The sequence below is a fragment of the Micromonospora sp. WMMD967 genome (assembly GCF_029626165.1).
GTDB lineage: Bacteria > Actinomycetota > Actinomycetes > Mycobacteriales > Micromonosporaceae > Micromonospora > Micromonospora taraxaci.
Genome location: NZ_JARUBK010000001.1, coordinates 4,942,805 through 4,967,936 on the forward strand (window position 1 = coordinate 4,942,805; position 25,132 = coordinate 4,967,936).

The following is a 25,132-nucleotide window of genomic DNA, read 5'->3' on the forward strand; positions in this document are numbered from 1 at the left end:
TATTTCGGCACTGAGGTAAGCTGGTGCGGTGACCCCGACCCCGACCCCGGACGCCGCCGACCGGCACATCGAGCGTTGGCTGCCGGTGGTTCCGGACCTCGACGCGGACGTCGAGGGGGCGGTGACCAGGATGATCCGACTGACCCGACACCTGCGGGCGGTCAAGGAACGGGTCCTGGTCGATCTCGACCTCTCGGCCCACGAGTACGAGACACTGCACGCCCTGGCCGGTCGTCGAGGCCGGGCGGCGCCCTCGGAGCTCGCCGCGGACCTGGCGATGGCCCCCGCCTCGATCACGGCACGGGTGGACGCGTTGCTGCGGCGGGGTTTCGTGCGCCGGATTCCGTCGACAGTCGACCGTCGACGGGTCGACGTGGAGCTCACCGAGGCGGGGCAGGCCGCGTGGCGTGGGGCCATGGAGGTCCAGGGCGCCGAGGAGCACCGGCTGTTCGGTGCGCTCACCGCGACCGAGCGGCGGCGCCTCTCCGACCTGCTGCGCCGGGTGCTGCTCGTCGCCGAGCAGCCGCCGAGCACGCCGGAGACCTGAGCACGCCAGAGAGCTGAGCGCGCCAGAGACCTGAGCGGGCCGGAAAATTGCTGGCGGTGCGCGTACCGCCGGTGCAAGGGTGACCGGCGTGACTGCGCATGCTCTGGCCGGGGCCCTGGCCGACGACGGACGGCGACGGATCTTCGCGGCGATCGTGTTGGGTGCGACCAGCGCGACCGACGTGGCCGAGCGGACCGGGCTGCCGGTGCGGGCGGTGCTCACCGGGGTCCGCCGGCTCACCGAGGCGGGTCTCGTCACCGGCGCGGACGGCGCATTCGCGGCCGACCAGGCGTCGCTGCGGGAGGCCGCCCGCGACAGCCGCCCGGCCGACGACGCCGATCCCGGCGTCGACCGGGTGCTGCGGACCTTCCTGCGAGGGGACGTCCTGGTGGGTCTGCCGGCGCAGCGGGGCCGGCGGCGGGTGGTGCTGGCACACATCGCCGAGCAGTCGTTCGCACCGGGCACCCGTTATCCGGAGCGGGCCGTCGACGACGTGCTCAAGAAATGGTGCGCCGCCGGTGGGTCGGACCACGCGACGCTGCGGCGCTACCTGATCGACGAGCAGTTGCTCACCCGTGAGCACGGCATCTACCAGCGACACTGATCGTCCGCCGCACAGATCGTCTGGTCACGGAGCATCTTGCTAGCCTCGGCGCATGACCTCCTGCACGCCCGCCGACGGCCCACCCGACCTGTTGTTCCTCCTCTCCTGGGCGAGTCACGCGCTGCAGGCCGAGCACGCCGCGGGGTTGGCCGAGCTGGGCATCTCGCCGCGAGCGCACTACGTGCTCGCACAGGCCCGCACGGGTGACCTGACCCAGCGCGAGATCGGTGAACGGTGCGGCGTGGACAAGACCACGATGGTCGTGACGCTCGACCAGCTGGAACGGGCCGGGCTGGCCGAACGCCGTCCGGTGCCGACGGATCGCCGGGCTCGGTTGGTCGCTGTGACACCGGCGGGGGAGCAGGTCCTGCGGCAGGCGCAGCAGGTGGTTCAGCGAATCCAGAACGACGTTCTCGCCGCCCTGCCCGAGCAGGACCGGGAGGTGTTCCTGCGGGCCCTCCTGGCACTGGTCGGCGGCCCACTGGCCAACACCTCCCCGTACGCACCGGGCGCCCGCTCCGGCTGTTGATCCCGAGGGAGATAGTTCCGAACAAGACTATCTGTTACGGTCGTACTCGTTCGTTTCCCCTGAACGAGGAGCCGTCATGAATGCTGCCGCCGTCACGAGCCCCACCACCTCACCGCTACGCCGCCGCGCCCTCGGCGTCGTCGTCGCCGTCGTGGCCTGCCTGGTCATCTGGTCGATCGGCGCGCTGGCCGGCGTCGACTACACGGTCGAGAGCCCGGGGCAACCCGCCACGGTCATCGGGGTTGGCGCGATCGTCACGGTTTCCCTGGGTGCGGCCCTGCTCGGCTGGGCGACGCTGGCCCTGCTGGAACGGTTCGCCCCACGCGTCGCCCTTCCGATCTGGATCTCGTCGGCCGTCGTGGTGACGTTGCTGTCCTTCGCCCCGCTGCTCAACGTCGATGCCACCGGCGGCGCGAAGCTGGCCCTCGGCGCGACGCACGTCGCCGTGGCGGTCGCCCTCATCGCCCTGCTGCCCCGACCCCGCCGATAACTGGCGGTCAGCCTGCCTCACTTGGTGATCAAGAGGTTTGCGTCAGCAATCGCACCCAGGGTGACGCGAACCTCTTGATCACCGATTCCGACGAGGCGCTGCTAGCATCGCCGTCATGGCACGAGGTATCTGGTCGCAGAAGGTTCGCTCCGCCCGCTGACGGCGGCGTCCTTTCTGCTGAATTCGCGCTCGCCGTCCCGGTTCCCGCCGGGCGGCCGTCAGTCGCTGCCCGGCTCCATCGCGAGCTGCGGAGCACCGTTGAACCTCACCCCGAACCACGAAACCATGTCGCTGCCCGTCGAGGCGGGCGGCAGCGCGCACGTACGCGCCACCGCCATCACCGTGACGCGCGGGTCGCGTCGCGTACTGACCGACGTCTCGGTCACCGTCTCCGCCCGGTCACGGGTGGCGGTCGTCGGCGAGAACGGCCGCGGCAAGACCACCTTGCTGCACGTCCTCGCCGGGTTGATCACCCCGGACGACGGCACCGTCGCGCGGGCCGGCACGATCGGCCTGGCCCGCCAGGAACTGTCCGCCCGGGAGGGCGAGACGGTCGGCACCCTGACGTCCGAGGCGCTTGCCGCGTCGCTGGCCGCCGTCGCCGCACTGGACGCGGCAGCCATCGCCGTGGCCGAGGGCGACCCGACCGCCGAGGACCGCTACGCGAGCGCGCTCGACGCCGCCACCCGGCTCGACGCCTGGGACGCCGAACGCCGCGTCGACGTGGCACTGGAGGCACTCGACGCCTGCGCGGACCGCGACCGTCCACTGGCGACGCTGTCCGTCGGGCAGCGTTACCGGGTGCGGTTGGCGTGCCTGCTCGGCGCACGCCACGACGTGCTGTTGCTGGACGAACCGACGAACCACCTGGACGCCGACGGCCTGGACTTCCTGACCGCTCGGCTGCGCGAACACGACGGCGGTCTCGCCGTGGTCAGCCACGACCGGGCGCTGCTGCGCGACGTCGCGAACCGGTTCCTCGACCTGGACCCGACCAGGGACGGGAAACCTCGGCTGTACGCCGGCGGTTACGACGCCTGGCAGGAGGCGCGTCGTCGCGAACGGGAGCACTGGGAGCAGGAGCACGAGCAGCAGCAGGTCGAGCACCGGCGACTCCAGGACGCGGTGTCGAAGGCTCGCGACCGGCTCTCCACCGGTTGGCGACCGGACAAGGGGACCGGCAAGCACCAGCGTCAGTCCCGTGCACCGGGTGTCGTGCAGGCGCTGCACCGGCAGCAGGACGCGTTGCGGGCGCACCGCGTCGACGTACCGAAACCGCCGCCGGCGTTGCGGATGCCGGATGTCGGGGTGCGGCGGGGCGCGCCGCAGGTACGCGTGCAGAGCGTCGCGGTCGAGGGTCGACTCTCCGGTCCGGTCGATCTCACCGTCGACGGCGGCGACCGGTTGCTCGTCACGGGGCCCAACGGCACCGGGAAGTCCACACTGCTCGCGGTGCTGGCCGGCGCACTGGAACCCACCGACGGGTACGTCTGGACGGCGAAGGACGCCCGGGTCGCCCGAGTCACCCAGGAGACCGCCGGGCAGACCCCCGACCTGACGGCCGACGAGGTGTACGCCCGCCGGGTGGGGTCCCTGGTCGCCCGGGGAGCGCTCACCGACGCCGATGCCGTGTCGCTGGGATCGTTGGGGCTGCTGGACACCGTCGCGGCGCGTACCCCCGTCGGGCGGATGTCGCAGGGGCAGCAGCGCCGTCTCGACCTGGCGTTGGCGCTGGCCGGGCGGCCGACGCTGATCCTGCTGGACGAGCCGACGAACCATCTGTCGTCGACCCTGGCCGACGAGCTGACCGCCGCGATCCGCGACACGAGCGCCGCCATCGTGATCGCCACGCACGACCGGCAACTGCTGCGCGACCTGGCCGACTGGCCGCGCTTGCGCATCGGTGGGCCGGGCGGGCGAACGCGTGGGGCAGGCCGGAAGCAGGTGTAATCCCGTTGACCGGGCGGTGATGATCGACAGGTGACCGTCACCGCCCGACCAACGTGGTCGATCAGTGCCACCCGACCCGACCAGCCCGACGCGGTGCGACTGCTGCGCGAGTACATGACCGAGATGGTGGTCCGCTACCACCGTCGACAGGCCCTGCCCGGTGAGGTCGACGCGGCGTTGGCCGAGATGCCCAGCGACGACCTGACCCACCCGAGTGGACTGCTGCTGCTCGCCCACCACGGCTCCGACCTGGCCGGCTGCGCCGGACTGCGCTGGCAGTCGGACTGGGCCGAGCTGACCCGGGTGTTCGTCCGACCCGAGCATCGAGGCGCCGGAGGAGGTGCCGCGCTCCTGGCCGCCGTCGAGCAGGCGGCCCGTACCGCCGGGGTGGGCCGGATCCGCCTCGACACCCGCAACGACCTGGTCGAGGCTCGCGCCCTGTACGCCCGGCACGGGTACGTGGAGATCCCGGCGTACTCGTCGGGCCCCTACGCCGAGCACTGGTTCGAGAAGCAGTTGACGAACCCCGCGGAAGACGCTAAATAAGAAGAGGAAGTTGAGTCGCACCGACTCAACTCATCACCTTCGGCCAGGAGAACCGAGGAGGCATGACCATGTTGATGCGTACCGACCCGTTCCGCGAGATCGACCGGCTCGCCGAGCAGTTCTTCGGTACGGCAGCCCGTCCCGCGACGATGCCCTTGGACGCGTACCGCGACGGGGACCACTTCTACGCGGCGTTCGACCTGCCCGGCGTCGACCCCGACACCATCGACTGCACCGTCGAGCGCAACGTGCTCACCGTCCGGGCCGAGCGTCGCCGGCCCAGCGGCGACGGCGTCGAGCTGGTGGCCGCCGAACGTCCGATGGGCACCTTCACCCGGCGACTGTTCCTGGGCGACACCCTCGACACCGACAAGCTCGAAGCCGGCTACGAGCACGGGGTGCTGACGCTGCGCATCCCCGTCGCCGAGCGGGCCAAGCCCCGCCGGGTCACCATCAGCGCCAACAGCGAAGGACGCCGCCAGATCAACGCGTGATCACGGCCTCGGGTGGGATCGGCGCGCCTGCACGACGATCCCACCCGAGGCTGAGAGCCTTTTTCACATGGTGTTACCCGACGCTCCGGTGCTCGCCCGCCCGTCCGCGACCCCCGCTCTGCCGAGCGGGCCGGTCGAGGTCACCGAGGCGTGGCTGCGCAACCGGCGGTTGTCCGAGCACACCCGCGACGCGTACCGCCGTGACGTCACCAGTTGGCTCACCTGGTGCGCCGGCCGGGACCTGGACCCACTGCGGGCCACCTTCCTGCACGTCAACGAGTACGCGCGGGCGTTGGAAGCCACCATCGGCGCCCGCAGCGGCCGGCCGCTGACACCGGCGACAGTGGCGCGGCGGCTCTCCGCGCTGTCCAGTTGGTACGACTTCCTGGTCAAACTGGGCGCGATCGCGGCCAACCCGGTCTCCGGCGCGGACCGCCCTCGCGTCGACCGGGACCACTCGGCCACCCTGGGGCTCACCCCCGAAGAGGTCGACGCGCTGCTCGCGGCCGCGGACGCGGACACCGGAGCGACCGCCGCCCGCAACCGGGCGGCGATCGCGCTCCTCGCCGACCTCGGCCTGCGGGTCGGGGAGCTGATCTCGTTGGACCTGACCGACCTCGGCACCGAACGCGGCCACCGCAGCGTGCGCTTCGTCGGCAAGGGCGGCAAGCAACGCCGCCGCGCGCTGACCCCCAGCAGCGGGTACGCCGTGGACGCCTACCTGGCCGAACGGGCCGCCGCCGCCGGCGTGCAGGTGACGCAGCTGACCGGGCCGCTGCTGGTCACCGCGACCGGCGGCCGGCTGGACCGGCACTCGGTGTTCCGGCTGGTGCGTCGGCTCGCCCGAGCAGCGGGCATCCCGGCGTGGGCGAAGCTGTCGCCGCACTCGTTGCGGCACGCGTTCGCCACCACCGCCCGCTCCGAGGGAGTGCCGTTGGAGGACGTGCAGGACGCGATGGGGCACGCCGACCCGCGCACCACCCGCCGCTACGACCGGGACCGGCACAACCTCGACCGCGACCCGGCCTACGCGGTCTGGGCCGCCCGCTCCCGTCGGCGCGCCTGACCCAGGCTGGTCGGCGTCGGCGCGGGCCGAGCCACCCTGGTCCCCTTCGGCGCGGGCCGAGCCGCCCTGGTCCCCGTCGGCGCGGGCCGAGTCAGCGCGGTCAGCCCTGCGGGCGGGGGCAGATGCAGAACGGCTGCCCGATCGGGTCGAGCAGCACCACCCACCGGTCACCACCGGGCTGGAAGTCCGGCTTGGACGCACCCGCAGCGACGAGCTGCTGCTCCGCCGCAGCCAGGTCGTCGACGTAGAGATCCAGGTGGTAACGCTTGTCGCCGGTCTTGTCCGGCCAGGACGGCGGCTGGTAGCCCTCCACCAGGCCGAAGCCGATGGAGACGCCACCGGACCTGATCATTGCGTACTCCGGTTGGCTGTGGGTGACCTCCCAGCCCAGCGCCTCGTGGTAGAACGCGGCGTGGCCGGCGGGGTCGGAACTGTCGAGGTTGACCATGGCGAGGTCCGCAGAGACTGTCACGCGGGCAGTATCCCGCCGAGGTCCGACAACTCCGGCCCGCGACGCTCGCCACGCCGCCGAATGTCGGGCCCTCGCCCTACGGTCGCGCCGAACCCGGTGATCAACACGGGTTCGGCGAAGTCGGGGTATCCCAATGCCTCCGACACCCCAACTTCGGCGAACCCGTGTTGATCATGCCGATAGGCGACCGACGCGGCGCAGAGTCAGGGGCCGTTGAGGGGCCAGAATGTCTGCCTCGCCCCGCCATCACGGCAGAGCAACCCGGTGCCGGCCCGCCGGCAGTCGGTCACACCCGCCGGGAGCACCGCGGACACCCAGTGACCATCGCGACCCACCGTCGCGACCAGTGAACGTCTGCCGTCCGCCGCCAATCCGAGCACCAGCAGGGGTTCCGGGGCGCCGCGAGGGCCGGGCACGGTGCGCCAGCGGGCGCCCGCCGACCACGTCCACAGCCGCACCCCGGTGCCCGCGTCGATCGCCCAGCGGCCCCGCTCGTCCTGCCCGCAGATCAGCCCCTGGCAGGGCCGAAGGGTCAACTCGCCCGGCTGCACCGGCACCTGCCAGCGCGGAGCCAGCCCCGGTAGGTCGTACCCGGACAGCACCGCCGCGCCGCCGCTCGGGTGGCGCAGCACCAGATGCGCGCCGGCGACCTGGGGATTGTCCGGGCCGTAGTCGGCCGGCGGGAGCCGTCCCCGACCGCGCTCGGTGCCGTCATGGGCGTCGAGCAGCCGGGTCAGCCCGTCGTCCTGCACCAGCAGCACCCGCCCGGGCAGGTCGGGAAGCGGCCGCAGCACCGCCGTGGAGGGCAGCGGGACCGACCACCGGGTTGCGCCGGTGGTCGGATCGACACCGTGCACCGTGCCCTCGACCCGCCGTCCCGGTTCGGAGGCGCTGCGCACCTCGCTCACCGCGACCGCCGCGTCCCCGGCCGCGTACACCCGCTCGGGTCGCCGCCACACCGGCTGGCCGGTCCGCATCGACCGCGCGGAGGTCGCCCGCGCCCCGCGCGTCTGGTCGCGTTCGACAAGCAGGAGCAGGTCACCGGCGACCTCGGCGGACCACCCCGCCGCGGGCGGCACGGTGACCCGCCACCGGGGCGGGCCTCCCGGCGCGGCCGGGTCGTAGGCGCTCAGCGTGGGCGGGTTCTGGTCGGGGTCGACGACCAGCAGCAGCGGCCCCGCACCGAGCACCGTCGCCCGGGCAGGCACCGCCGGCCCGACCTGGGGTGTCAGGCGCGCGGCCGGGGCGGCGCCGCCGAGCAGGGCACACGCCGCCACCAGCATCGCCACCCGCCAACGGCGGGACACCTGCGGCGGCGGTGTGCGGTCGTCAAGTGGCGAACCCCAGTCGTCTCCCAGCTCGATCAGCACCGACATGCGCGTCCACCCGTCCGTTCGCGCCGCCCGTTCAGCAGAGCAGGTCCAGGTGGTGGTGGGCGTCCTCGGCGATCTCCTCGTGTCGCAGCCACCGGCGGGCCCACAGGCGGGCGGCCAACTCCGCCTGCTCGTCACCCCAGGCGGCGTGCTCGACGAGCAACGCGGTCGTCAGCGCGTACGCCAGGCGCAGCGCCAGACCACGGGCGCCGGCGACGACCCCCGGCGCGGCCGGGTCGGCGGTCACCGAGGTGATGGTCTCGCCCAACCGCGCGGCGGTGGCGGCCAGCGTGTCGGCCAGCACCGGCGACAACGGCCGGGCCAGGTCCACGGCTGCGGCGAGTCGGGCCAGCACTGGCGCGCCGGCGTCCTCCCGGGTCAGCGCCCGCAGCACGTCCAGGGCCAGCACGTTCGTGGTGCCCTCCCAGATCGGCAGCACCTGGGCGTCGCGCAACAGGCGGGGCACGCCGGTGTCCTCCACGTAGCCGGCCCCGCCGAAGCTCTCCACGTACTCGCTGGCGGAACTGACGGCCAGTCGACCGGTCGCCAGTTTCGCCAGCGGCGCCACGATCCGCAGCTCCGTCGCAGCCAGCGGGTCGGCGCCGACCTCGACCCGCCCGAGCAGGGCGAACGCGTGCCCGGCCAGGGCGAACGCGCCCGCCGCGTCGACCGCTAGGGTGCCCAGGGTGGCCCGGTGCAGCGGCGAGGACACCAACGCGCCGCCCGCGACGTGCCGCACGTCGGCGTACGCCCGGGCGTAGGCGAGACCGCGCCGCATTCCGCCCGCCGCCGCGGCGGCGTTGTGCACCCGGGTCACCACGACCAGGGTCATCGCCCGCACCAGACCGGGGACCGCCGGGTCGCCCAGCGGCAGCGCGTACGCGTCGTGCAGACCGATCTCGGCGGTCGGCAGCGCCCTCGTACCGAGCTTGTCCTTCAGGCGGTGCACCGTGACACCCGGCGCGGGCGCTCCCGGGGCCGCGCCGTCGGTCAACGGTGAGTCGACCGCGTACCGGGGAACGAGGAACGGCGCGAGCACCCGGCTGCCGCGCCCGGCGCCCTCGGGTCGGGCCAGCGCCACCGCCATCGCCGCGTCGGCGGCCGAGCAGAACCACTTCTCCCCGGTCAACCGCCAGGAACCATCCGCCGCGGGTCGGCCGATCGTGCTGGAGCGGCCCAGGTCGGAACCGCCCTGCGCCTCGGTCATCCACTGCCCGCTGGTGATCGCCTCGGCCGGGTCGGTGGAGATCAGCCGGGGCAGCCACGCGTCCCGGATCCCGTTGTCCACCTCGGGCAGGCTGAGCAGCGCGGCAGCCCCGTCGGCCATCGCCACCGGGCAGGAGAACGTCGCCGACTCCGGCCCGTACAGGTGCAGCAGGGCGTGCTGCACCACCCGAGCGGCGGCACCCCAGGTGCCGCGGGCGTCCGGCAGGTAGGGCAGCGCCACCACCGCGTGCCGGGCGGCGGCGGCCCGCTGCGCCTGCCAGCCGGCGGAGGTGTCGATCCGGTCGACCCGCGCGCCCCACCCGTCGTAGCGCACCAGCGTCGGCGGGTGCGCCTCCGCGTCGGCGTGCGCCGCGCGCAACGGCCCGGCGACGTCGGCGGCCAGGTCGGCGAGTCGGCCCTTCGCGGCGGCGTGCCCGTCCGGGCCGAGGTGACGCTCCAGCCAGGAGCGCAGCAGGCCGTCACCGGCGTACGGGTCGACGGGGGGTGGTACCGGCTGAACGAAGCGGCTCATCGATCGGCTCCTGGCACTGCTCGGGGGTGTGCGCCGACCGTAGACGATCCGTGGCCGCCGCGAACAGGGTGAGTCCCCGGATCCGATTTTCGGCATGTCGTACCTCGGTGCGACGACGTTCTCTACGGTCGGTAGTCGTGGGTGCCGGTCAGTCGTGGAGTCGACCGGCCCGGCGCAGCCGCCCGATGCGCACCGGGTTGGCGTTCGCCGGGTTCGGTGTGGCGCTGTGCTGCGTCGGGGTGGCCGGCCTGGCCGCCTGGAACCTGCAGACCGTCCGTCAGGCCGCCGGCCCGATCCGGGAGACCGCCGACGGGTTCTTCAGCGAGGTGGCCCTCGGCGACAGCGACCGGGCGTACGAGCGGCTCTGCGAGGACGCCCGCAGCCGGTGGAGCGCGGTCGGCTTCACCAGCTGGGTGCGTACCCCGCCGATGGTCACCGACTACGAGATCACCGACGTGTCGGTCGCCACGCACAGCGGTCGACCGCAAGGCACGGTCACGGTGAAGGTGACCCGTGACGGTGGGATCAGCGAGGAACGTCGCCTACCGGTGGTCCGCGAGGGCGGCGACTGGCGGGTGTGCGGTGACCCCTTCTGAACCGCCGGACGTCACAGCGGTGCGGCCCTGGTTGCTGCGTCCGCGCCAGGGGGTGCAGCCGACCACCTCGACGGAACTCTTCTTCGACCTGGTGTTCGTCTTCTCCATCACCCAGTTGTCGCACTACCTGATCGAGCACCCGGACTGGCGTGGCGCGCTGCGTACCGCGTTGTTGCTGGCACTGGTCTGGTTCGTCTGGATCTACACCACCTGGGTGACCAACTGGCTGCAACCGGACCAGGGGCCGGTACGGGCGATGCTGATCGGGGTGACGCTGGGCAGCCTGTCGCTGTCGGCGGCGATCCCGCAGGCGTTCGACGGGACCGGGTTGCTCTTCGCGGTGGTCTACGTGAGCGTGCAGGTGGGCCGGACGATGTTCGCTCTGTGGGCGACGCGGGGCAGCCCCTGGCTGGTCTCCGGTTTCCAGCAGTCACTGCCGTGGATAGCCGGCACGTCGGTGCTGATGGTGCTCGGCGGTCTGGTCGGCCCGGTGGCGCGGGAGGCGCTGTGGGCGGCGGTGATCGTGATCGAGGTGGTCGGCCTCTGGATCGGGTACCCGTTGCCGAGGCGAGGGCGTAGCCGCCCCGAGCGGTGGATGGTGGAGGGCGGGCACCTGGCCGACCGGTGCGGGGCGTTCGTGCTGATCGCGCTGGGTGAGTCGATCCTGGTCACCGGGGGCACCCTCACTCGGCACGTGGACCTGGTGACGTTCGGGGCGTTCCTGCTGGCGTTCGCCGGTTCGGTGGCGCTGTGGTGGGTGTACTTCGCCCGCTCGGCCGCAGCCGCCACGGAGGTCGTCGCGCAGGCCGGCGAGCGCACCGGCGCGTTGAGCCGGGTCGCGTTCAACTACCTGCACCCGGTGATCGTCGCCGGCGTGATCGTCGCCTCAGCGGGTGACGAGCGGCTGCTGGCCGAGCCCGGCGCGCCCACCACGACGGTCGCCGCGCTGTTCCTCCTGGGCGGTCCGGCGTTGTTCCTCGCCGGTCACGCCGCCTACAAGATGTTGCTGTGGAGGCGCCCGCCGACCAGCCGGATCACGGCGGTCGTGGTGCTGCTGGCGTTGATTCCGGTCGTCGTGGGGTCGGGGGCGCCGGTCGCGGTGTGTGCCTCGGCGGCGCTGGTCGTGACCATCGCGGTCATCGTGATCGACCAGGTCGCGGTCCGCGAGGGTGCGCGGGTGGCTCAGTCACGGGGGCCGAGGTCGCCGCTGCGGTAGTGCCGGCGGCAGAGCACCTGGTAGCGCACGTCGGCGGTGTCCACGGTGTCGCCGATGACGACCTGCGCGCCCTCGCGGACGACCCGCCCGTCGACGACGCGGGCGTTGAGCAGGCCCTCCCGTCCGCACCAGCAGAGCACCTCGACCTGGATGCGGGCCACCTCGTCGGCCAACTCGAACAGACGTTGCGCGGCGGGGAACAGGCTGGACCGGAAGTCGGTGGCCAGCCCGAACGCGAACACGTCGACGTCGTAGCTGTCGACCAGCTCCGCCATCTGCTCGACGTGTTCCACGGTGTAAAAGCACGCCTCGTCGCAGATCAGGTAGTCCACGCGTACCCCGTCGGCCCACCGGCCGCGCACGAGCGCCCGCAGGTCCAGGTCGTCGGTGACCTCGATGGCCTCGTGGGCCAGCCCGATGCGGGTGGTGACCTGCGGGCCCAACGACCTGTCGATGCGGGTGGTGACCAACCCCCGACGACCCTGCCGGGCGTGGTTGTAGTTCATCTGCAGCGCCATCGTGGACTTGCCGCAGTCCATCGGCCCCCAGAAGAACTTCAGCGCCGCCGCGTGCACCGGCCGCCCGTCCATCCCGCGCGCCGCCGCGCACCCGGCCGGAGCGTGCGGCTGACCGGGGAACGGGTGGGCGAGGCAGGTCGGGGCGGTGGTGGCGTCGTCAGTCACGGTCGGGCAGCCTAGCCGATCGGCCACTCCTGATCTGTCGGGCGCGGGATGCGTGCTCAGAGCACCCGCGGTGGCGTGTTGCCGGCGGCGACGATGGCACGGCGCATCGGCACGGCGGCCAGGAGCAGGAAACCGACCACGAAGAAGATCAGCAGTGAGACCAGGCCCACCCGGTAGGAGGAGGTGAGCTGGAACACCAGGCCGAAAGCGAGCGGGCCGAGCCAACTGGTGCCCTTGTCGCTGATCTCGTAGAAGCCGTAGTACTCGCCCTCCTTCCCGGTGGGGATGAGCTGGCTGAACAGCGACCGGCTCAGCGCCTGGCTGCCGCCCAGGACCAGGCCGATGGCCGCGCCGAGGACCATGAACGGCACGGGCGCCTCGGCGGGCAGCCGGAACGCGGCGATGATCACACCGGTCCAGAGCACGAGGCTGAGGAGCACGGTCTTCCACGCGCCGATGCGCCGGGCCAGCGCCCCCAGGCTCAGCGCGCCGCCGAAGGCGAGGAACTGCACCAGCAGGATCGTGATGATCAGGGTGCTCTGTTCCAGACGTAGTTCCTCGGTGCCGTACTGGCTGGCCAGGGTGATGACGGTCTGGATGCCGTCGTTGTAGACCAGGAAGGCGAGCAGGAAGTACAGCGTCAACGGGTACGCCTTGATCTCGCGGACGGTGCGGCCGAGCTGACGGAACCCGTCGGTGAGGACGTTGCCGCCACCGGTCAGCGCCGCCGCCGACGGGCGCTCGCGCAGCCACCGCAGCGGGACCAGCGTGAACAGCGCCCACCAGACTCCGGCGGACACGATCGACCAGCGGGCCAGGTCCAGTGTGCGTTGCGGGTTGTCACCGTCGTCGAGCAGGGTGATCGCGACCAGGTTGAGCGCCAGCAGCAGACCGCCGCCGAGGTAGCCCAGCGCCCACCCGCGACTGGAGATGCCGTCGCGTTCGTCGGGGCCGCCGAGCTGCGGCAGGAACGAGTTGTAGACCACGATCGCGGCACCGAAGGAGATGTTGGCGACCAGGAAGAGCGCCCCGCCGAGCAGGTAGCGGTCGCCGGTGACGAACGCCATCGCGATGGTGGCGCCGGCGCCGGTGAACGCGGCCCCGCCGAGCAGCCGCTTCTTGTGCGCCGACCGGTCCGCGATCGCCCCGATGACCGGCAGCACGAACACGGTGAGGAAGACCGACAGCGAGATCAGGTACGGGTAGTAGGAACCGGCGGCGACCTTGATGCCGAGCGGGTACACGAAGCCGTCGCACGAGTCCGCGCCCAGCTCGCAGCCGGCCGCCACCTCGGCGACGGTGGTCAGGAACGGGCCGAGGAACACGGTGATGACGGTGGTCTGGAACGCTGAGTTGGCCCAGTCGTAGATGTACCAGCCCCGGCGCTCCCGGCGGGTGCTCGCGGGAGGCGGGGTGTCGTCCACCGTGGGGGTCACGGTCTCGGCCATCGGGGGGTCCTTGGAATGGTTCAGGCGGCCCAGTGGCCGCGGCTGCGGTAGACGTCGCGCAGCACGCCGACGTGATCGGTCATGATGCCATCCACGCCACGATCCAGTAAGTCGTGCATCTGGGCGGGTTCGTCGATCGTCCAGACGTGCACCTGCAGGCCGATCCGGTGGCAGTAGTCGAGGAACCGGCGGTCCACCACCGGCACCCGCCCGTAGCGGGGTGGCACCTGCGCGGCGACCACCGACGGGGGGAGCCGCAGCGGGCGTCCGTGCAGGGAGGCGAGGCGTAGCCGGGCGACGCCCCGCATGCCGAGGCTGGTGGCGACCCGTCCCGCGGTGAGCGCGCGCATCCGGGTCAGGCGGGCGTCGCTGAACGAGGCGAGCAGCACCCGGTCGGCGGCGGCGGTCCGGGTCACTGTCGAGACCGTCGGTTCGACGCCGCCGTCGGCCTTCACGTCGATGTTGAAGCGGACCTGCGGCCAGGCGCCGAGGACCTCGTCGAGCCGGGGTACAACGGCGGCGCCGCCGACGCGTACCGAGGCGAGGTCGGCCCAGCTCATCTCGGCGATGCGCCCCGGCTCACCGGTGACCCGGCGCAGCGTCGGGTCGTGGAAGATCACCGCGACGCCGTCCGCGGTGGCGTGCACGTCGGTCTCCACGTACCGGTAACCGAGCCCGATGGCCCGGGCGAACGCCTCGGTGGTGTTCTCGTCGCCGTCGGCGGCACCGCCGCGGTGGGCGAACGCCAGCGGCGCGGGCGCGTCGAGGTAGCCGAATCGGGTCAGCACGCGACGCAGTATGCCCGCCGCCGGTGGAGCGCGGGTGACCTACCGGCGAAGATCAGGCCCGGGACGCCGGGGCTGCGGCACGGGCGACCGCCGGGGGTCCTTCTCCGCAGTGGTGGCAGGCACCGCGTCGGCGCCGGTGGTACGCGATGGTGGCGACGCCGAGCCCGACGCCCCACACCGGCCAGAAGAGACTCGGAACCCACAGTGCCCAGGTGCCTCGTGCTTCGCTGGTCCAGAGCAGCATCAGACCGGCGGGAATGATCGTCAGGGCGACGATCGACGCCGGGACGACGGCGAGGGCGGGCGGGACCGGTCTGCCGGCCTTGAACCAGATCCAGCGCGGATAGACCTCTCCCCAGCGGGCCACCAGACCATGGGTGAGCACGCCGCCCAGCGCCGACGCGACGGCGCAGCCCAGCCCGACCTCCAGCATCCCGGGAGTGCCCTGCATCATCCGCAGGAAGTCCTCGTCGACGCCGAGGGGAACATTGAGGTACCAGGCGATCCGGGTGACCTCGTAGGGCAGTGGCGCGAGGCAGGCGACCACCACGGCCCAGCGGCCCCAGCGCAGCAGCGTCTGCCGGGTCGGGCCGTAACCGCCCCCGTGGCGGCGGCCGCAGTGGGCGCACGCACCCCGGATCCTCCGCTGGTACCCGAGGGTGGCGGCGGCCCAGAGTAGGCCGCCGAGGAACACGATGATCAGGTTCGTCCGGTGCCAGTACAGGATGTCGCCGATGCCGTCCTGCTCGCCGGGCACGCCGGTGAAGGCGAAGACCGCCAGCAGCGGCGCGAACGCCACCAGGACGATCAGGGTGTAGTCGGGGACGACCAGGGTCAGCCCGACCGCCGCGGCCCAGCCGAAGACGACAAGCGCCGTGGGCAGGCGTCCGGGCCGGGTGCGGCGCGTCATCACCCAGGCGACGACCGCGCCGATCAGGCCGAGCGCGGCGATGATCGGTGCGACGACCTCGGCGCGGCTGCCTTCCAGGATCGACCCGGACGCGCGTGCCGGGTCGACCGGGGCGAATGGGAACCCGTCGCCACCGAAGGTCCAGTACAGACCCAGCGCGCCGTACAGCAGCGAGAAGGCCCCGGCCGCGTATCCGGTCCAGGTCGGCCAGTGCCTCCAACAGACCCAGGTCACCGAGGACCACAGCGCGCCCACCGCGGTTCTCACCGCACGGGAACCAAAGCGGGACATGACACTCCTTGAAACAGGCGCGGTTGGCTGATGCGCATCAGCATCGCCACCTGCCGAGGCGACCTCATCCCTCCGCCGAGCCAGCCGCATCCCCCCGGCCGGGGACACCACCAACGAAGCGGTGCGGCGCTTCGTGCTGCTCCTCGTCGGCCTCGGTCGGGGTTGGGCGTGGTCCCGACGCCCCTGGCCGGCGCAGCTCGTGCACGCCGGTCTGCCCGGTGCGACCGTGCCGCACCCGTGACCGGCCGCGGCGCCGCTTTCGGCGGTCGCACGCTCAGCCACGGGCCGGCGCACGGCCACCACCCCCGAACACCTGTTGTTCGTCCTTTGCTCTGCACCCACGGAGGCGACAGTCACCGCGTGTAGCTGGTGCGCCCATGGGTGCAGAGCAAAGGACACGCGGGTGGGGATGCGCCGGTGGCGCCGGGCGGGACCTCGGTGCGGCGGGTCCCGCCCGGCACGTCCTCAGGTGTCTGGGCAGGGGCGCACCCCGACGTCGCGCGGCCTCAGGCCGAGCGGCGGCGGTGGACGCGGCTCAGGTCGCTCGGGCGGCCCGGATCAACGTGCCGGGGCAGGTCGGGCTCGTCGGGGCGCAGCGGGGCGAGGGTGTCGGTGAGCGCGTCGATGATCCGGTCGGTGGCCCGGCGGGCCGCGCCGGGGCTGGCGGCGGTCGACTCGCCCAGGTCGACGGGGGTGCCGAAGTGCACCCGGATCACCGGGCGACGCCACAGTGAGCGGGCGACACCACGCAGCATTCCCCGGGGCGCCTGGTAGGGGAGCACCTCATGCGCACCCCACTGGGCGACCGGGACGACCGGGGCGCCGCAGGCCAGGGCGAGGCGGGCGGCGCCGGTCTTGCCGCGTTCGGGCCACATGCCGGGGTCCAGACCGATGCGACCCTCGGGGTAGATGAGGATCACCGAGCCACGGGCGACAGCGGTGGCGGCGTCGTCGAGAGCCTGGTGGACGGCGCTGGTGCCCCGGTCGACGCGGATGTGTCCGGCGTGGCGCATGGCGGCGCCGAGCAGCGGCGCGCGGAACAGCCCGGCGGTCGCCATGATCCGGGGGGCGATGCGGCGGGTCTGGCAGGCGGCGACCATCACCAACGGGTCGAACGGGCTGATGTGGTTGGCGGCCAGCACCAGCGGCCCGCGACGCAGGTGCGCGGGGACGTCGCCGGTGACCTCGAGGCGGGCCAGCAGGCCGACCAGGGCCCGGGCCAGGAGCAGGGCGCCGCGCCAGATGAGCGGCGGCTGCCAGGTGGCGTACGTGGTGTTCATCAGCGCGACATCGTCGCACGCGGCGACACGGTCGTGCGGGCGGGTCGGCCGGATGCCCCGGGGTGATCAGGGTCATTGGTCCCGGGCCGATCCGGGCTGCCTGGCCCTGCCCATCGGTCTACGACAAGCAGTAGTATTTACTACGTCTCGTAGTACGGATGGTTGGGGGTTTTCAGGTGGACGCGTTGGACGTCGCCCGCTGGCAGTTCGGTGTCACCACCGTCTACCACTTTCTCTTCGTGCCACTGACCATCGGCCTGTCCGTGCTGGTCGCCATCCTGCAGACGCTGTGGCACCGCACCGGCAACGAGCGCTACCTCAAGCTCACCAAGTTCTACGGCAAGCTGTTCCTGATCAACTTCGCGATGGGTGTGGTCACCGGCATCGTGCAGGAGTTCCAGTTCGGCATGAACTGGAGCGACTACTCCCGCTTCGTCGGCGACATCTTCGGCGCACCACTGGCCATCGAGGCGCTCGTCGCGTTCTTCCTCGAATCGACCTTCATCGGCCTGTGGATCTTCGGCTGGGACCGGCTGCCCAAGCGGGCGCACCTGGCCAGCATCTGGGCCGCCGCGATCGGCACCAACCTGTCCGCGTACTTCATCCTCGCCGCGAATTCGTTCATGCAGAACCCGGTCGGCTACCGCATCAACCCCGACAGCGGGCGCGCCGAGCTGACCGACTTCCCGGCCGTGCTGACCAACAAGGTCGCCCTGATCACCTTCCCGCACACCCTGGCCGGCTCGTTCCTGGTCGCCGGGTCGCTGGTCGTGGCCGTCGGGCTGTACCACGTGATCCGCAACCGCGGCTCCGCCGACGCCGGCGCCTACCGCTTCGCCACGAAGTTCGGCTCCTGGGTGGTCCTGGTCGCCTCCGCCGCCGTGCTGTTCACCGGCGACATCCAGGGCAAGATCATGACCGAGGTGCAGCCGATGAAGATGGCCGCCGCCGAAGGGCTCTACACCACCGAGAGCCCCGCCTCGTTCTCCGTGCTCACCATCGGCAGCCTCGACGGCACCCGCGAGGTGTTCGCCCTCAAGATCCCGTACCTGCTGTCGTACCTGGGTACCGGCGACCCGCACGGCACCGTGCACGGCATCAACGACCTGCAGGCCCAGTACGCCACCCAGTACGGCGCGGGCAGCTACACCCCGATCATCCCGGTCACCTACTGGAGCTTCCGCTTCATGATCGCCTTCGGGATGGCCGCCGGCGCGATCGCCCTGCTGGTGCTCTGGAGCCAGCGCAAGGGCCGTACCCCGAGCAGTAGGTGGCTGCTGCGCGCGGGCCTGGCCATGCCGGTGCTGCCGTTGCTGGCCAACTCCTTCGGCTGGATCTTCACCGAGATGGGCCGCCAGCCGTGGATCGTCTTCGGCGAGATGCTCACCCGCAACGGGGTGTCCCGCAGCGTCTCGCTGACCGAGGTGCTCACCTCGTTCACCGCGTTCACGCTGATCTACGCCACCCTCGCCGTGATCGAGGTCAAGTTGCTGCTGCGCTACGCCAGGGCCGGCGTACCCGACGTCAGCGAACAACCCCCCACCGACGACACCGACGACGCCGAGCGCCCGCTCGCCTTCGCCTACTGATCCCGGAGCCCATCGTGGAACTGACCACCATCTGGTTTCTCCTCGTCGCCGTGCTGTTCACCGGGTACTTCATCCTGGAGGGCTTCGACTTCGGCGTCGGCATGCTGCTGCCGGTCCTGGGCCGTGACGACCGGGAACGCCGCGTCCTGATCAACACCATCGGGCCGGTCTGGGACGGCAACGAGGTGTGGTTGATCACCGCCGGTGGCGCGATGTTCGCCGCGTTCCCCGAGTGGTACGCCACCCTGTTCTCCGGCTTCTACCTGCCGCTGCTGCTGATCCTGCTGGCCCTGATCGCCCGGGGCGTTGCCTTCGAGTACCGGCACAAGCGCCCCGAGGCGTCCTGGAAACGCCGGTGGGACACCGCGATCGTCGTCGGCTCGCTGCTGCCGGCGTTCCTGTGGGGCGTCGCCTTCGCCAACATCCTGCGCGGGGTGCCACTGGACGCCGACCATGAGTACGTCGGCGGCCTCGTCGACCTGCTGCACCCGTACGCCCTGCTGGGTGGCGCGACCACCCTCGCGCTGTTCCTCACCCACGGCGCGGTGTTCCTCGCCCTGAAGACCACCGGCGACATCCGCGAGCGTGCGGGCGCGCTCGCGGTGCGCCTTGGCGTCGGGGCCGCCGTCCTCGCTGTGGGTTTCCTGACCTGGACGTTGAGCATCCGTTCCAGCACGGCCGCCGTCGTGCTCGCCGTCGGCGCGGCCCTCGCCCTGCTCGGTGGTCTGGCCGCCGCCCGGGTACGCCGGGAGGGCTGGGCGTTCACCGGTACCGCCGTGGCGATCGGCCTGGCCGTGGCGACCCTGTTCGCGGCGCTGTTCCCGAACGTGCTGCCCTCCACCCTGGACGCGGCCGGCACGTTGACGGCCACCAACGCCGCGTCCACCCCGTACACCCTGAAGATCATGACCTGGGTGGCGGTGATCTTCACTCCGGTGGTGCTGGCCTACCAGGGCTGGACGTACTGGGTGTTCCGCAAGCGCATCGGCGTGGCCAACATCCCGCAGCACTGACCGCTCGCCCGGTGGCGCCGGCCCGGGCCGCTGGAAGGATCGCCACATGTGGAACCGGGATCTCGACGTGCTGGTACCGATGTGGCAGGGCGCGGACGACAGCCGTGTGCGGGAGGGGGCAGCCGCGCTGGGCGCCCTGACCGAGCCGGCGACGCGGCGCGTCACGGTGCCGGTCCCGGCCGGCGGGTCGGAGCGGCAGGACGGGGTCCGCCACCGGGCCGCGCTCGTCGAGGCCCACCGTGCCCACCGTGAGGTGCTCGCAAAGCACCGCCCGCAGCGGGTGCTGACATTGGGCGGGGACTGCGCGGTCGAGGTCGCGTCGGTGGCCCACCTCGCGGGCCAGTACGCAGAACGGCTGTTCGTGCTCTGGATCGACGCACACGGTGACCTCAACACACCGGCGAGTTCGCCGAGCGGGGCGGCGCACGGTATGCCTCTGCGTTTGCTGCTCGACGCCGCCGCGGAGGGTGCGCTGCCGGCGCCTGGTTGCCTCACGCCGGGCCAGGTCGCGCTGGTCGGAGTCCGAGATCTCGACCCCGCCGAGGTCGAGTACGTGCACCGGCACGACCTGACGGTCGTGGACTGCGCGACTCTGGGCGCGCAGCCGACCTGGCTGGCCGAGCTGCCCCCACCCGGTGCCGCGGTGTACGTGCACCTCGACCTGGATGTGCTGGACCCGTCCGCGTTGCCTGCCGTGGCGGTGCCCACCCCCGGCGGCCTGACAGCCGCCGCCCTGGCACGGTCGCTGACCGCTCTGCGCGCCCACCATCAGGTGGTCGGGGTGGGGATCACCGAGTATGTCCCGCAGGTCGAGCACGACCAGCGGGTGCTCGGTGACGTGCTGGAGGCGCTCGGGCTCGTCGGAGAGCGACAGGTACGCCGGCCGTAAATCGGCTGTCGGCGAGCGGACGCGCCTCGCTACGGTGTCCCGATGCCCGCCACCCCGCACGTACGCGAACTCACCACCGACGACCTCGACGCCGCCTGGGACCTGGGTCGGTTGGCGTTTGGCAACACCTCGGAACGCGCGGCGAGCACGAGGATCGTGGTACCGGGGATGACGCGCTGGGGCGCGTTCGACGACGCCGGGCGGCTCGTCGGCAAGGCCGTCGACCTGCACCACGACCAGTGGTGGTCGGGGCAGGCGGTGTCGGCCGCCGACGTGGCGGGTGTGGCGGTCGCCCCCGAGGCCCGTGGTCGGGGAGTGGCTCGTGCCCTGCTCACCGCCCTGCTGCGCGGCGCCCGCGAGCGCGGTGCGGCCGTCAGCGCGCTCTACCCGACCGTCGCCGCCCCGTACCGGGCCTGCGGGTGGGAGACCGCCGGTGTGCTGCGGACCGTCGACCTGCCCACCGCCGTGTTGCCCCGGCACCGCCCCGACCCGCGGTTCGCGGTGCGTGCGGGCACGGTGGCCGACCTGCCGGCCGTCGCCGCCCTCTACGAGCGGGTCACCCGGCACCGCAACGGGCTGTTGACCCGCCGGGGTGAGCTGTTCGACGCCCCCGACCCGGCCCTGCCCGGCGACGGGCTCACCCTCGTCGAGGTCGGCGGCGAGCTGGTCGCCTACGCCAGCTGGCAGCGGGGCCGCGGTTACGGTGCCGACTCGGTGCTCACCGTCGACGAGGCCCTGGCGGTCACCGCGGAGGCCGCCCGGGAACTCGTCGGGGTGCTGGCCAGTTGGGCGAGCGTCGCGCCGACCCTGCGACTGTGTCCGCTCGATGGGGACGCGGTGAGCACCTGCCTGCCGTCGGAGTCGGCCCGCGAGCACGAACGGGATCTGTGGATGCACCGGCCGGTCGACGTCGCCCGCGCGGTGGGCGCCCGTGGGTGGCCGGCCCACGTTCGGGGCTTCGTGGACTTCAGCCTCGCCGATCCGCTCGCCGAGTGGAACACCGGCACCTGGCGGTTGGCTGTCGCCGACGGCGCCGCCGAGATGGTCCGTGTCGCCGGCGATGCGGATCTGCGCCTGGACGTGCGGGGTTTCGCGTTGCTGTACACCGGGGCGGCCAGCGCCCGGTCGGTCGCGCAGGCGGGCCTGCTGCACGCCGCCGGTGTCGCGCCGGACGCCCTGGACCTGTTGGGCGCGGGCGGCCCGGCGCAGGTGCTCGACTACTTCTGACCTGCCGCGCCCGAACCAGTGAAAGCGCCGCCTTCAAAGGGCCGCGCAGGCGACCGGTGATGGCGCCGCCACCTGAGGGTCGCGCGCGCCCTACTGGCGACGGCGCCTAAGAGCCCGCGCAGGCGCATGACCGGTGACGCCGCCTGAGGGCCCACGCACGCGCCTGACCGGCGACGGCACCTAAGAGCCCACGCACGCGCCCGGACCGGCCCGCCGACCGGATGCCGGCGCCACCGGCCCCGCTCAGGCCGCCAGTTCGGCGTTCGCGCGTTGGGTGACCAGTGTGAGCACCCGGGCGGCGGCGCTCGCCTCGTCGGCGGGGATGTCCGCGTAGAGGCGGGCGGTGATGCCGGAGACGGCGTCGGTGACGCGGGCCTGCGCCGCGTGACCGGTGTCGGTGAGCCGGATCCGTGCGCCGTCGGTGTCGTCCTGCGCGAGGTGCGCGTCGACGAGTCCGGCGATCACCTCGTGGACGGCGGGCGCGTCGACCTTGAGGGTGCTGGTGATCCGCTGCGTGAGGTGATCGCGTTCGACCGGCCCGCCGGCGAGGGCGTTGAGCGCGAGGACCTGGCCGAAGCTGAGCCCGAGCGGCGCGACGGCGCGCTCCAACAGGGCCCGGGTGGCGTAGTGGGCCTGGCCGATGACCTGGCCGTTGAGGGTGGGAGCGGTGGACATGACGCCTCCTTCTGAACGTTGGTCACACCAACGTTGGTGCAGCCAACGTAGCACGGATTGTGGGTCACACCAACGATTCCTGTTAGGCTGCCGCCATGGAGTCGACCGCCCCGCAGTCACCCGCCGGGCTCCGCACCGCCCCGACCTGGCTGCTCAACCAGGCCGCCGCCCACGCCACCCGCCTGCTCAGCGAGGGCTTCGCCGCGCACGACCTGCGCGGCTACCACTACCGGCTGCTCGCCGCGCTGGCTGAGGACGGCCCCGCCAGCCAGGCCGACCTGGGCCGACGCTGCGGCATCGACCGCAGCGACGTCGTGGCCGCCGTCAACGACCTGGCCGGTCGAGGGCTCGTCGTACGCGCCCCCGACCCGGCCGACCGCCGCCGCAACGTCATCAGCCTCACCGATGCCGGCGCCGAGGAGGCCCACCGGATGGGCGACACCGTCGGCCGGGTCCAGGACGACCTGCTCGCCCCGCTGTCCGCCGCCGAACGCGACCAGCTGATCCACCTGCTCACCAGGCTGCTGGAGCACCACGCCCGGCGCTGAGCACCCTCAGCGGGCCTCGCGCAGCTCCGCCAGACGCGCCTCGATCTCGGCCAGCTCGGCGCGCAGCTTCTCGGCCTGCTGCTCCGCCTCGGCCCGCTCGGAGCCGAGGATCTGCTCCACCGCCTCCTGCACCCCGGGCACGTCGACCAGCGCCACCATCTTCAACGCCTCGGCCGGCTTCACCACGTACGGCTTCGCCAGCGCCTTGCTGCCCTGCTGCGCGGCGACGGTCCACTCACCGTCGGCGTACGCCAACGTCACGGTGAGACCCGCGGGGCCCTTCGGCTTGACGGCCTTGACCGCCCGCCGCGCCGGCGGCTTCTCCGTCTGCTCCACCTTCGGCTCCTCCTGTCGCTGCGCGGGCACCCGCGGCGTATCCAACACGAACTCCGGCGCCGCCACGGGCGCGGGCTCCGGCTCGGGCTCCGGTTTCGGCTCCGGAACCACCCGACGACCGGCGCCCTTGGGCGCCACCGCCAGGTCGGCGGGGGAGAACGGCAACTCGTCGCGGCCGAAACGCACCACCACGAACTCGTCGGACGCCTCCGGGTCGGTCAGCTCGATCACCTGACCGATCTGGCCGGCGATCTGCCCCGCCGAGGCGGTGAACACCACCCGCGGCTTACGCCCGGCCGCCAACGCCTCCCGGATGCTCTGCACCTCGTCAGTGGACAAACCCTGGCCGGCATCCATCACAACCCTCTTCCGTACACCTGTTTGATTTCTGTCTTGATACCAGCCGGCTGCGACACCCGCCGCACAGGGCCCACGCCCCTTCAGCCGCCCAACGCCCGCAACGCCCGATCCGCGTGGTCGGTCATGCTGACCTCGCTGTGGATCACCTCGATGATCCGCCGGTCGGGACCGATCACGAACGTCATCCGCTTCGTGCTCAGCGCCTCCAGCGGCACCCGCCGCTTCACCCCGAACTGCCGCGCCACGGTGCCGTCCTCATCGGACAGCAGCGGATAGTCGAAACCGTGCATCTTCGAGAACTCCGCCTGCTTGGCCACCGGGTCCCGGCTGATGCCCAGCCGCGACGCGCCCAGCGCCGTGAACTCCGCCGCGAGGTCGCGGAAGTGGCAGCTCTCCGCGGTGCAACCCCGGGTCATCGCCCCCGGGTAGAAGAAGAGCACCACCGGCCCGGCGGCCAGGAACTCCGACAACCGCCGCGGCGTGCCTGTCTCATCGGGCAGCTCGAAGTCCTGCGCCACGTCGCCGACACCCACACCCGCCACCGCGCACCTCCGTTGTCCGATCCACCGAACGCGCGCAGAGCGTAAGCGATCACCCTCGGAGCAACCCCAACTCCCCGGTCACCCCGTCGCCGCCGAGCACGGACGCGCCGCGTGTGACCCTCCTCTCGACGACCGGAGCGCGCCGGTCACGGTAGCGTCGGCGCATCCTGCTCCGACAGCCCTGGAGGCACCGTGGCACCCGTCACCGTCATCACCGGCGGCGGTCGCGGCATCGGCGCCGCCACCGCCCGCCGCCTCGCCGCCGCCGGTCACCACGTCGCCCTGTGCTACCGCCGCGACGAGGCCGCCGCCGCGGCCGTCCTGGCCGACCTGCGCGCGACCGGAGCGCAGGCCATCGCGGTACGCGCCGACACCACCGACCCCGACCAGATCGCCGAGCTGTTCGACGCCGCAGCACAGCTCGGCCCGCTCACCGGCCTGGTCAACAACGCCGGCGTCACCAGCCTCATCGGACCCTTCACCGAGCTGCGCGTCGAGGACCTGCGCCGGGTCGTCGACGTCAACCTCGTCGGTTACGTCCTGTGCGCGCAGCAGGCCGCCCGGCGGCTGACCGACGGCGGTGCGATCGTCAACGTCTCCTCGGCCGCCGCGACCCTCGGCAGCCCGGGGGAGTACGTGCACTACGCCGCGGTGAAGGCCGCCACCGACACCCTCACCGTCGGTCTGGCCAAGGAACTCGCCCCGAAGGGCATCCGGGTCAATGCCGTCGCACCGGGCATCGTGCGTACCGACATCCACGCCGACTCCGGCGTGCCCGACCGCCCCGACTCGGCTGTCGGCCGCATCCCGCTGGGCCGTGCCGGCGAACCCGACGAGATCGCCGCCGCCATCGCCTGGCTGCTCGGCCCGGACGCCTCCTACGCCACCGGCACGGTCCTGCGGGTGTCCGGCGGCCTGTGAGCCGGGACGCC

Annotated in this window: 27 protein-coding genes; 16 read left to right on the top strand and 11 right to left on the bottom strand. The window is 72.5% G+C overall.

Features of this window, described 5'->3' with window-relative positions:
• Positions 1–28 precede the first annotated feature (28 nt).
• The 8 genes from O7631_RS22370 (at position 29) to O7631_RS22405 (ending at position 6,226) form a co-directional block, all read left to right on the top strand.
• Complete coding sequence (locus O7631_RS22370; RefSeq protein WP_278146023.1) at positions 29–547, top strand: MarR family transcriptional regulator; 519 nt, start codon at positions 29–31, stop codon at positions 545–547.
• Positions 548–635: 88 nt separating this feature from the next.
• A complete protein-coding gene (locus O7631_RS22375; RefSeq protein WP_278146024.1) occupies positions 636–1,151 on the top strand; it encodes a DUF2087 domain-containing protein in 516 nt (171 codons plus the stop codon).
• A 52-nt stretch (positions 1,152–1,203) separates the two neighbouring features.
• Positions 1,204–1,680, top strand: coding sequence for a MarR family winged helix-turn-helix transcriptional regulator (locus O7631_RS22380; protein WP_278146025.1), 477 nt, complete (start codon positions 1,204–1,206; stop codon positions 1,678–1,680).
• Between the two features lie 76 nt (positions 1,681–1,756).
• On the top strand, positions 1,757–2,170 hold the full coding sequence (locus tag O7631_RS22385) for a DUF6069 family protein (protein ID WP_278146026.1): 414 nt from the start codon (positions 1,757–1,759) through the stop codon (positions 2,168–2,170).
• A 258-nt stretch (positions 2,171–2,428) separates the two neighbouring features.
• Positions 2,429–4,120 carry an ABC-F family ATP-binding cassette domain-containing protein gene (locus O7631_RS22390; protein ID WP_278146027.1) on the top strand — a complete coding sequence of 564 codons (1,692 nt, stop codon included), beginning with the start codon at positions 2,429–2,431 and terminating at the stop codon, positions 4,118–4,120.
• A gap of 30 nt (positions 4,121–4,150) precedes the next feature.
• Positions 4,151–4,666, top strand: coding sequence for a GNAT family N-acetyltransferase (locus tag O7631_RS22395; RefSeq protein ID WP_278146028.1), 516 nt, complete (start codon positions 4,151–4,153; stop codon positions 4,664–4,666).
• 68 nt (positions 4,667–4,734) lie between these two features.
• Positions 4,735–5,160, top strand: coding sequence for an Hsp20/alpha crystallin family protein (locus tag O7631_RS22400; protein WP_278147996.1), 426 nt, complete (start codon positions 4,735–4,737; stop codon positions 5,158–5,160).
• A gap of 67 nt (positions 5,161–5,227) precedes the next feature.
• Positions 5,228–6,226, top strand: coding sequence for a tyrosine-type recombinase/integrase (locus O7631_RS22405; RefSeq protein WP_278146029.1), 999 nt, complete (start codon positions 5,228–5,230; stop codon positions 6,224–6,226).
• A gap of 100 nt (positions 6,227–6,326) precedes the next feature.
• Here O7631_RS22405 and O7631_RS22410 read toward each other — a convergent pair whose 3' ends face one another.
• From O7631_RS22410 to O7631_RS22420, 3 genes are all read right to left on the bottom strand, one after another.
• Positions 6,327–6,698 (bottom strand): VOC family protein, encoded by a 372-nt coding sequence (locus O7631_RS22410; RefSeq protein WP_278146030.1) that lies wholly within the window; start codon positions 6,696–6,698, stop codon positions 6,327–6,329.
• Positions 6,699–6,901: 203 nt separating this feature from the next.
• Positions 6,902–8,074, bottom strand: a complete 1,173-nt coding sequence (locus O7631_RS22415; RefSeq protein WP_278146031.1) for a PQQ-binding-like beta-propeller repeat protein — start codon at positions 8,072–8,074, stop codon at positions 6,902–6,904.
• Positions 8,075–8,105: 31 nt separating this feature from the next.
• Complete coding sequence (locus O7631_RS22420) at positions 8,106–9,809, bottom strand: acyl-CoA dehydrogenase family protein (RefSeq protein WP_278146032.1); 1,704 nt, start codon at positions 9,807–9,809, stop codon at positions 8,106–8,108.
• A gap of 185 nt (positions 9,810–9,994) precedes the next feature.
• On the opposite strand from O7631_RS22420, the gene O7631_RS22425 reads away from it, so the two are divergent.
• Both O7631_RS22425 and O7631_RS22430 read left to right on the top strand, forming a co-directional pair.
• Positions 9,995–10,405 carry a DUF4878 domain-containing protein gene (locus O7631_RS22425; RefSeq protein ID WP_278147997.1) on the top strand — a complete coding sequence of 137 codons (411 nt, stop codon included), beginning with the start codon at positions 9,995–9,997 and terminating at the stop codon, positions 10,403–10,405.
• Positions 10,392–11,621 carry a low temperature requirement protein A gene (locus O7631_RS22430; RefSeq protein WP_278146033.1) on the top strand — a complete coding sequence of 410 codons (1,230 nt, stop codon included), beginning with the start codon at positions 10,392–10,394 and terminating at the stop codon, positions 11,619–11,621. Before O7631_RS22425 ends, O7631_RS22430 begins: the two co-directional genes overlap by 14 nt.
• On the opposite strand, the gene O7631_RS22435 is transcribed toward O7631_RS22430, so the two are convergent.
• From O7631_RS22435 to O7631_RS22455, 5 genes are all read right to left on the bottom strand, one after another.
• Entirely contained in the window at positions 11,588–12,211 is a 624-nt protein-coding gene (locus tag O7631_RS22435) for a thymidine kinase (RefSeq protein ID WP_278147998.1), read from the bottom strand. The two genes, O7631_RS22430 and O7631_RS22435, sit on opposite strands and share 34 nt — an antisense overlap.
• Positions 12,212–12,360: 149 nt before the next feature.
• Positions 12,361–13,752, bottom strand: coding sequence for an MFS transporter (locus O7631_RS22440; RefSeq protein ID WP_145781812.1), 1,392 nt, complete (start codon positions 13,750–13,752; stop codon positions 12,361–12,363).
• A 20-nt stretch (positions 13,753–13,772) separates the two neighbouring features.
• Positions 13,773–14,540: a glycerophosphodiester phosphodiesterase gene (locus O7631_RS22445; protein ID WP_278146034.1), complete on the bottom strand. Its 768-nt coding sequence runs from the start codon at positions 14,538–14,540 to the stop codon at positions 13,773–13,775.
• Between the two features lie 52 nt (positions 14,541–14,592).
• Positions 14,593–15,717, bottom strand: a complete 1,125-nt coding sequence (locus O7631_RS22450) for an NYN domain-containing protein (RefSeq protein ID WP_278146035.1) — start codon at positions 15,715–15,717, stop codon at positions 14,593–14,595.
• A 530-nt stretch (positions 15,718–16,247) separates the two neighbouring features.
• On the bottom strand, positions 16,248–17,021 hold the full coding sequence (locus tag O7631_RS22455; RefSeq protein ID WP_278146036.1) for a lysophospholipid acyltransferase family protein: 774 nt from the start codon (positions 17,019–17,021) through the stop codon (positions 16,248–16,250).
• Positions 17,022–17,197: 176 nt separating this feature from the next.
• On the opposite strand from O7631_RS22455, the gene O7631_RS22460 reads away from it, so the two are divergent.
• From O7631_RS22460 to O7631_RS22475, 4 genes are read left to right on the top strand one after another with little or no spacing between them, the layout of a single operon-like run.
• Positions 17,198–18,610 carry a cytochrome ubiquinol oxidase subunit I gene (locus tag O7631_RS22460; RefSeq protein WP_278147999.1) on the top strand — a complete coding sequence of 471 codons (1,413 nt, stop codon included), beginning with the start codon at positions 17,198–17,200 and terminating at the stop codon, positions 18,608–18,610.
• Positions 18,611–18,624: 14 nt separating this feature from the next.
• The gene (cydB, locus tag O7631_RS22465) at positions 18,625–19,623 is read left to right on the top strand and encodes a cytochrome d ubiquinol oxidase subunit II (protein WP_278146037.1); all 999 of its coding nucleotides are present in this window, start codon (positions 18,625–18,627) and stop codon (positions 19,621–19,623) included.
• Positions 19,624–19,669: 46 nt separating this feature from the next.
• Positions 19,670–20,512: an arginase family protein gene (locus O7631_RS22470; protein ID WP_278146038.1), complete on the top strand. Its 843-nt coding sequence runs from the start codon at positions 19,670–19,672 to the stop codon at positions 20,510–20,512.
• Between the two features lie 42 nt (positions 20,513–20,554).
• A complete protein-coding gene (locus O7631_RS22475; protein ID WP_278146039.1) occupies positions 20,555–21,739 on the top strand; it encodes a GNAT family N-acetyltransferase in 1,185 nt (394 codons plus the stop codon).
• A gap of 243 nt (positions 21,740–21,982) precedes the next feature.
• Here O7631_RS22475 and O7631_RS22480 read toward each other — a convergent pair whose 3' ends face one another.
• Entirely contained in the window at positions 21,983–22,414 is a 432-nt protein-coding gene (locus tag O7631_RS22480) for a hypothetical protein (RefSeq protein WP_278146040.1), read from the bottom strand.
• Between the two features lie 95 nt (positions 22,415–22,509).
• On the opposite strand from O7631_RS22480, the gene O7631_RS22485 reads away from it, so the two are divergent.
• Positions 22,510–22,962, top strand: coding sequence for a MarR family winged helix-turn-helix transcriptional regulator (locus O7631_RS22485; RefSeq protein WP_278146041.1), 453 nt, complete (start codon positions 22,510–22,512; stop codon positions 22,960–22,962).
• A gap of 6 nt (positions 22,963–22,968) precedes the next feature.
• Here O7631_RS22485 and O7631_RS22490 read toward each other — a convergent pair whose 3' ends face one another.
• On the bottom strand, positions 22,969–23,655 hold the full coding sequence (locus tag O7631_RS22490) for a hypothetical protein (protein ID WP_278146042.1): 687 nt from the start codon (positions 23,653–23,655) through the stop codon (positions 22,969–22,971).
• Between the two features lie 83 nt (positions 23,656–23,738).
• Positions 23,739–24,200 (bottom strand): peroxiredoxin, encoded by a 462-nt coding sequence (locus tag O7631_RS22495; protein WP_278146043.1) that lies wholly within the window; start codon positions 24,198–24,200, stop codon positions 23,739–23,741.
• Between the two features lie 192 nt (positions 24,201–24,392).
• Between O7631_RS22495 and O7631_RS22500 the strand changes: the two genes are divergently transcribed.
• The gene (locus O7631_RS22500) at positions 24,393–25,121 is read left to right on the top strand and encodes an SDR family oxidoreductase (protein ID WP_278146044.1); all 729 of its coding nucleotides are present in this window, start codon (positions 24,393–24,395) and stop codon (positions 25,119–25,121) included.
• The last annotated feature ends 11 nt before the right edge of the window (positions 25,122–25,132 follow it).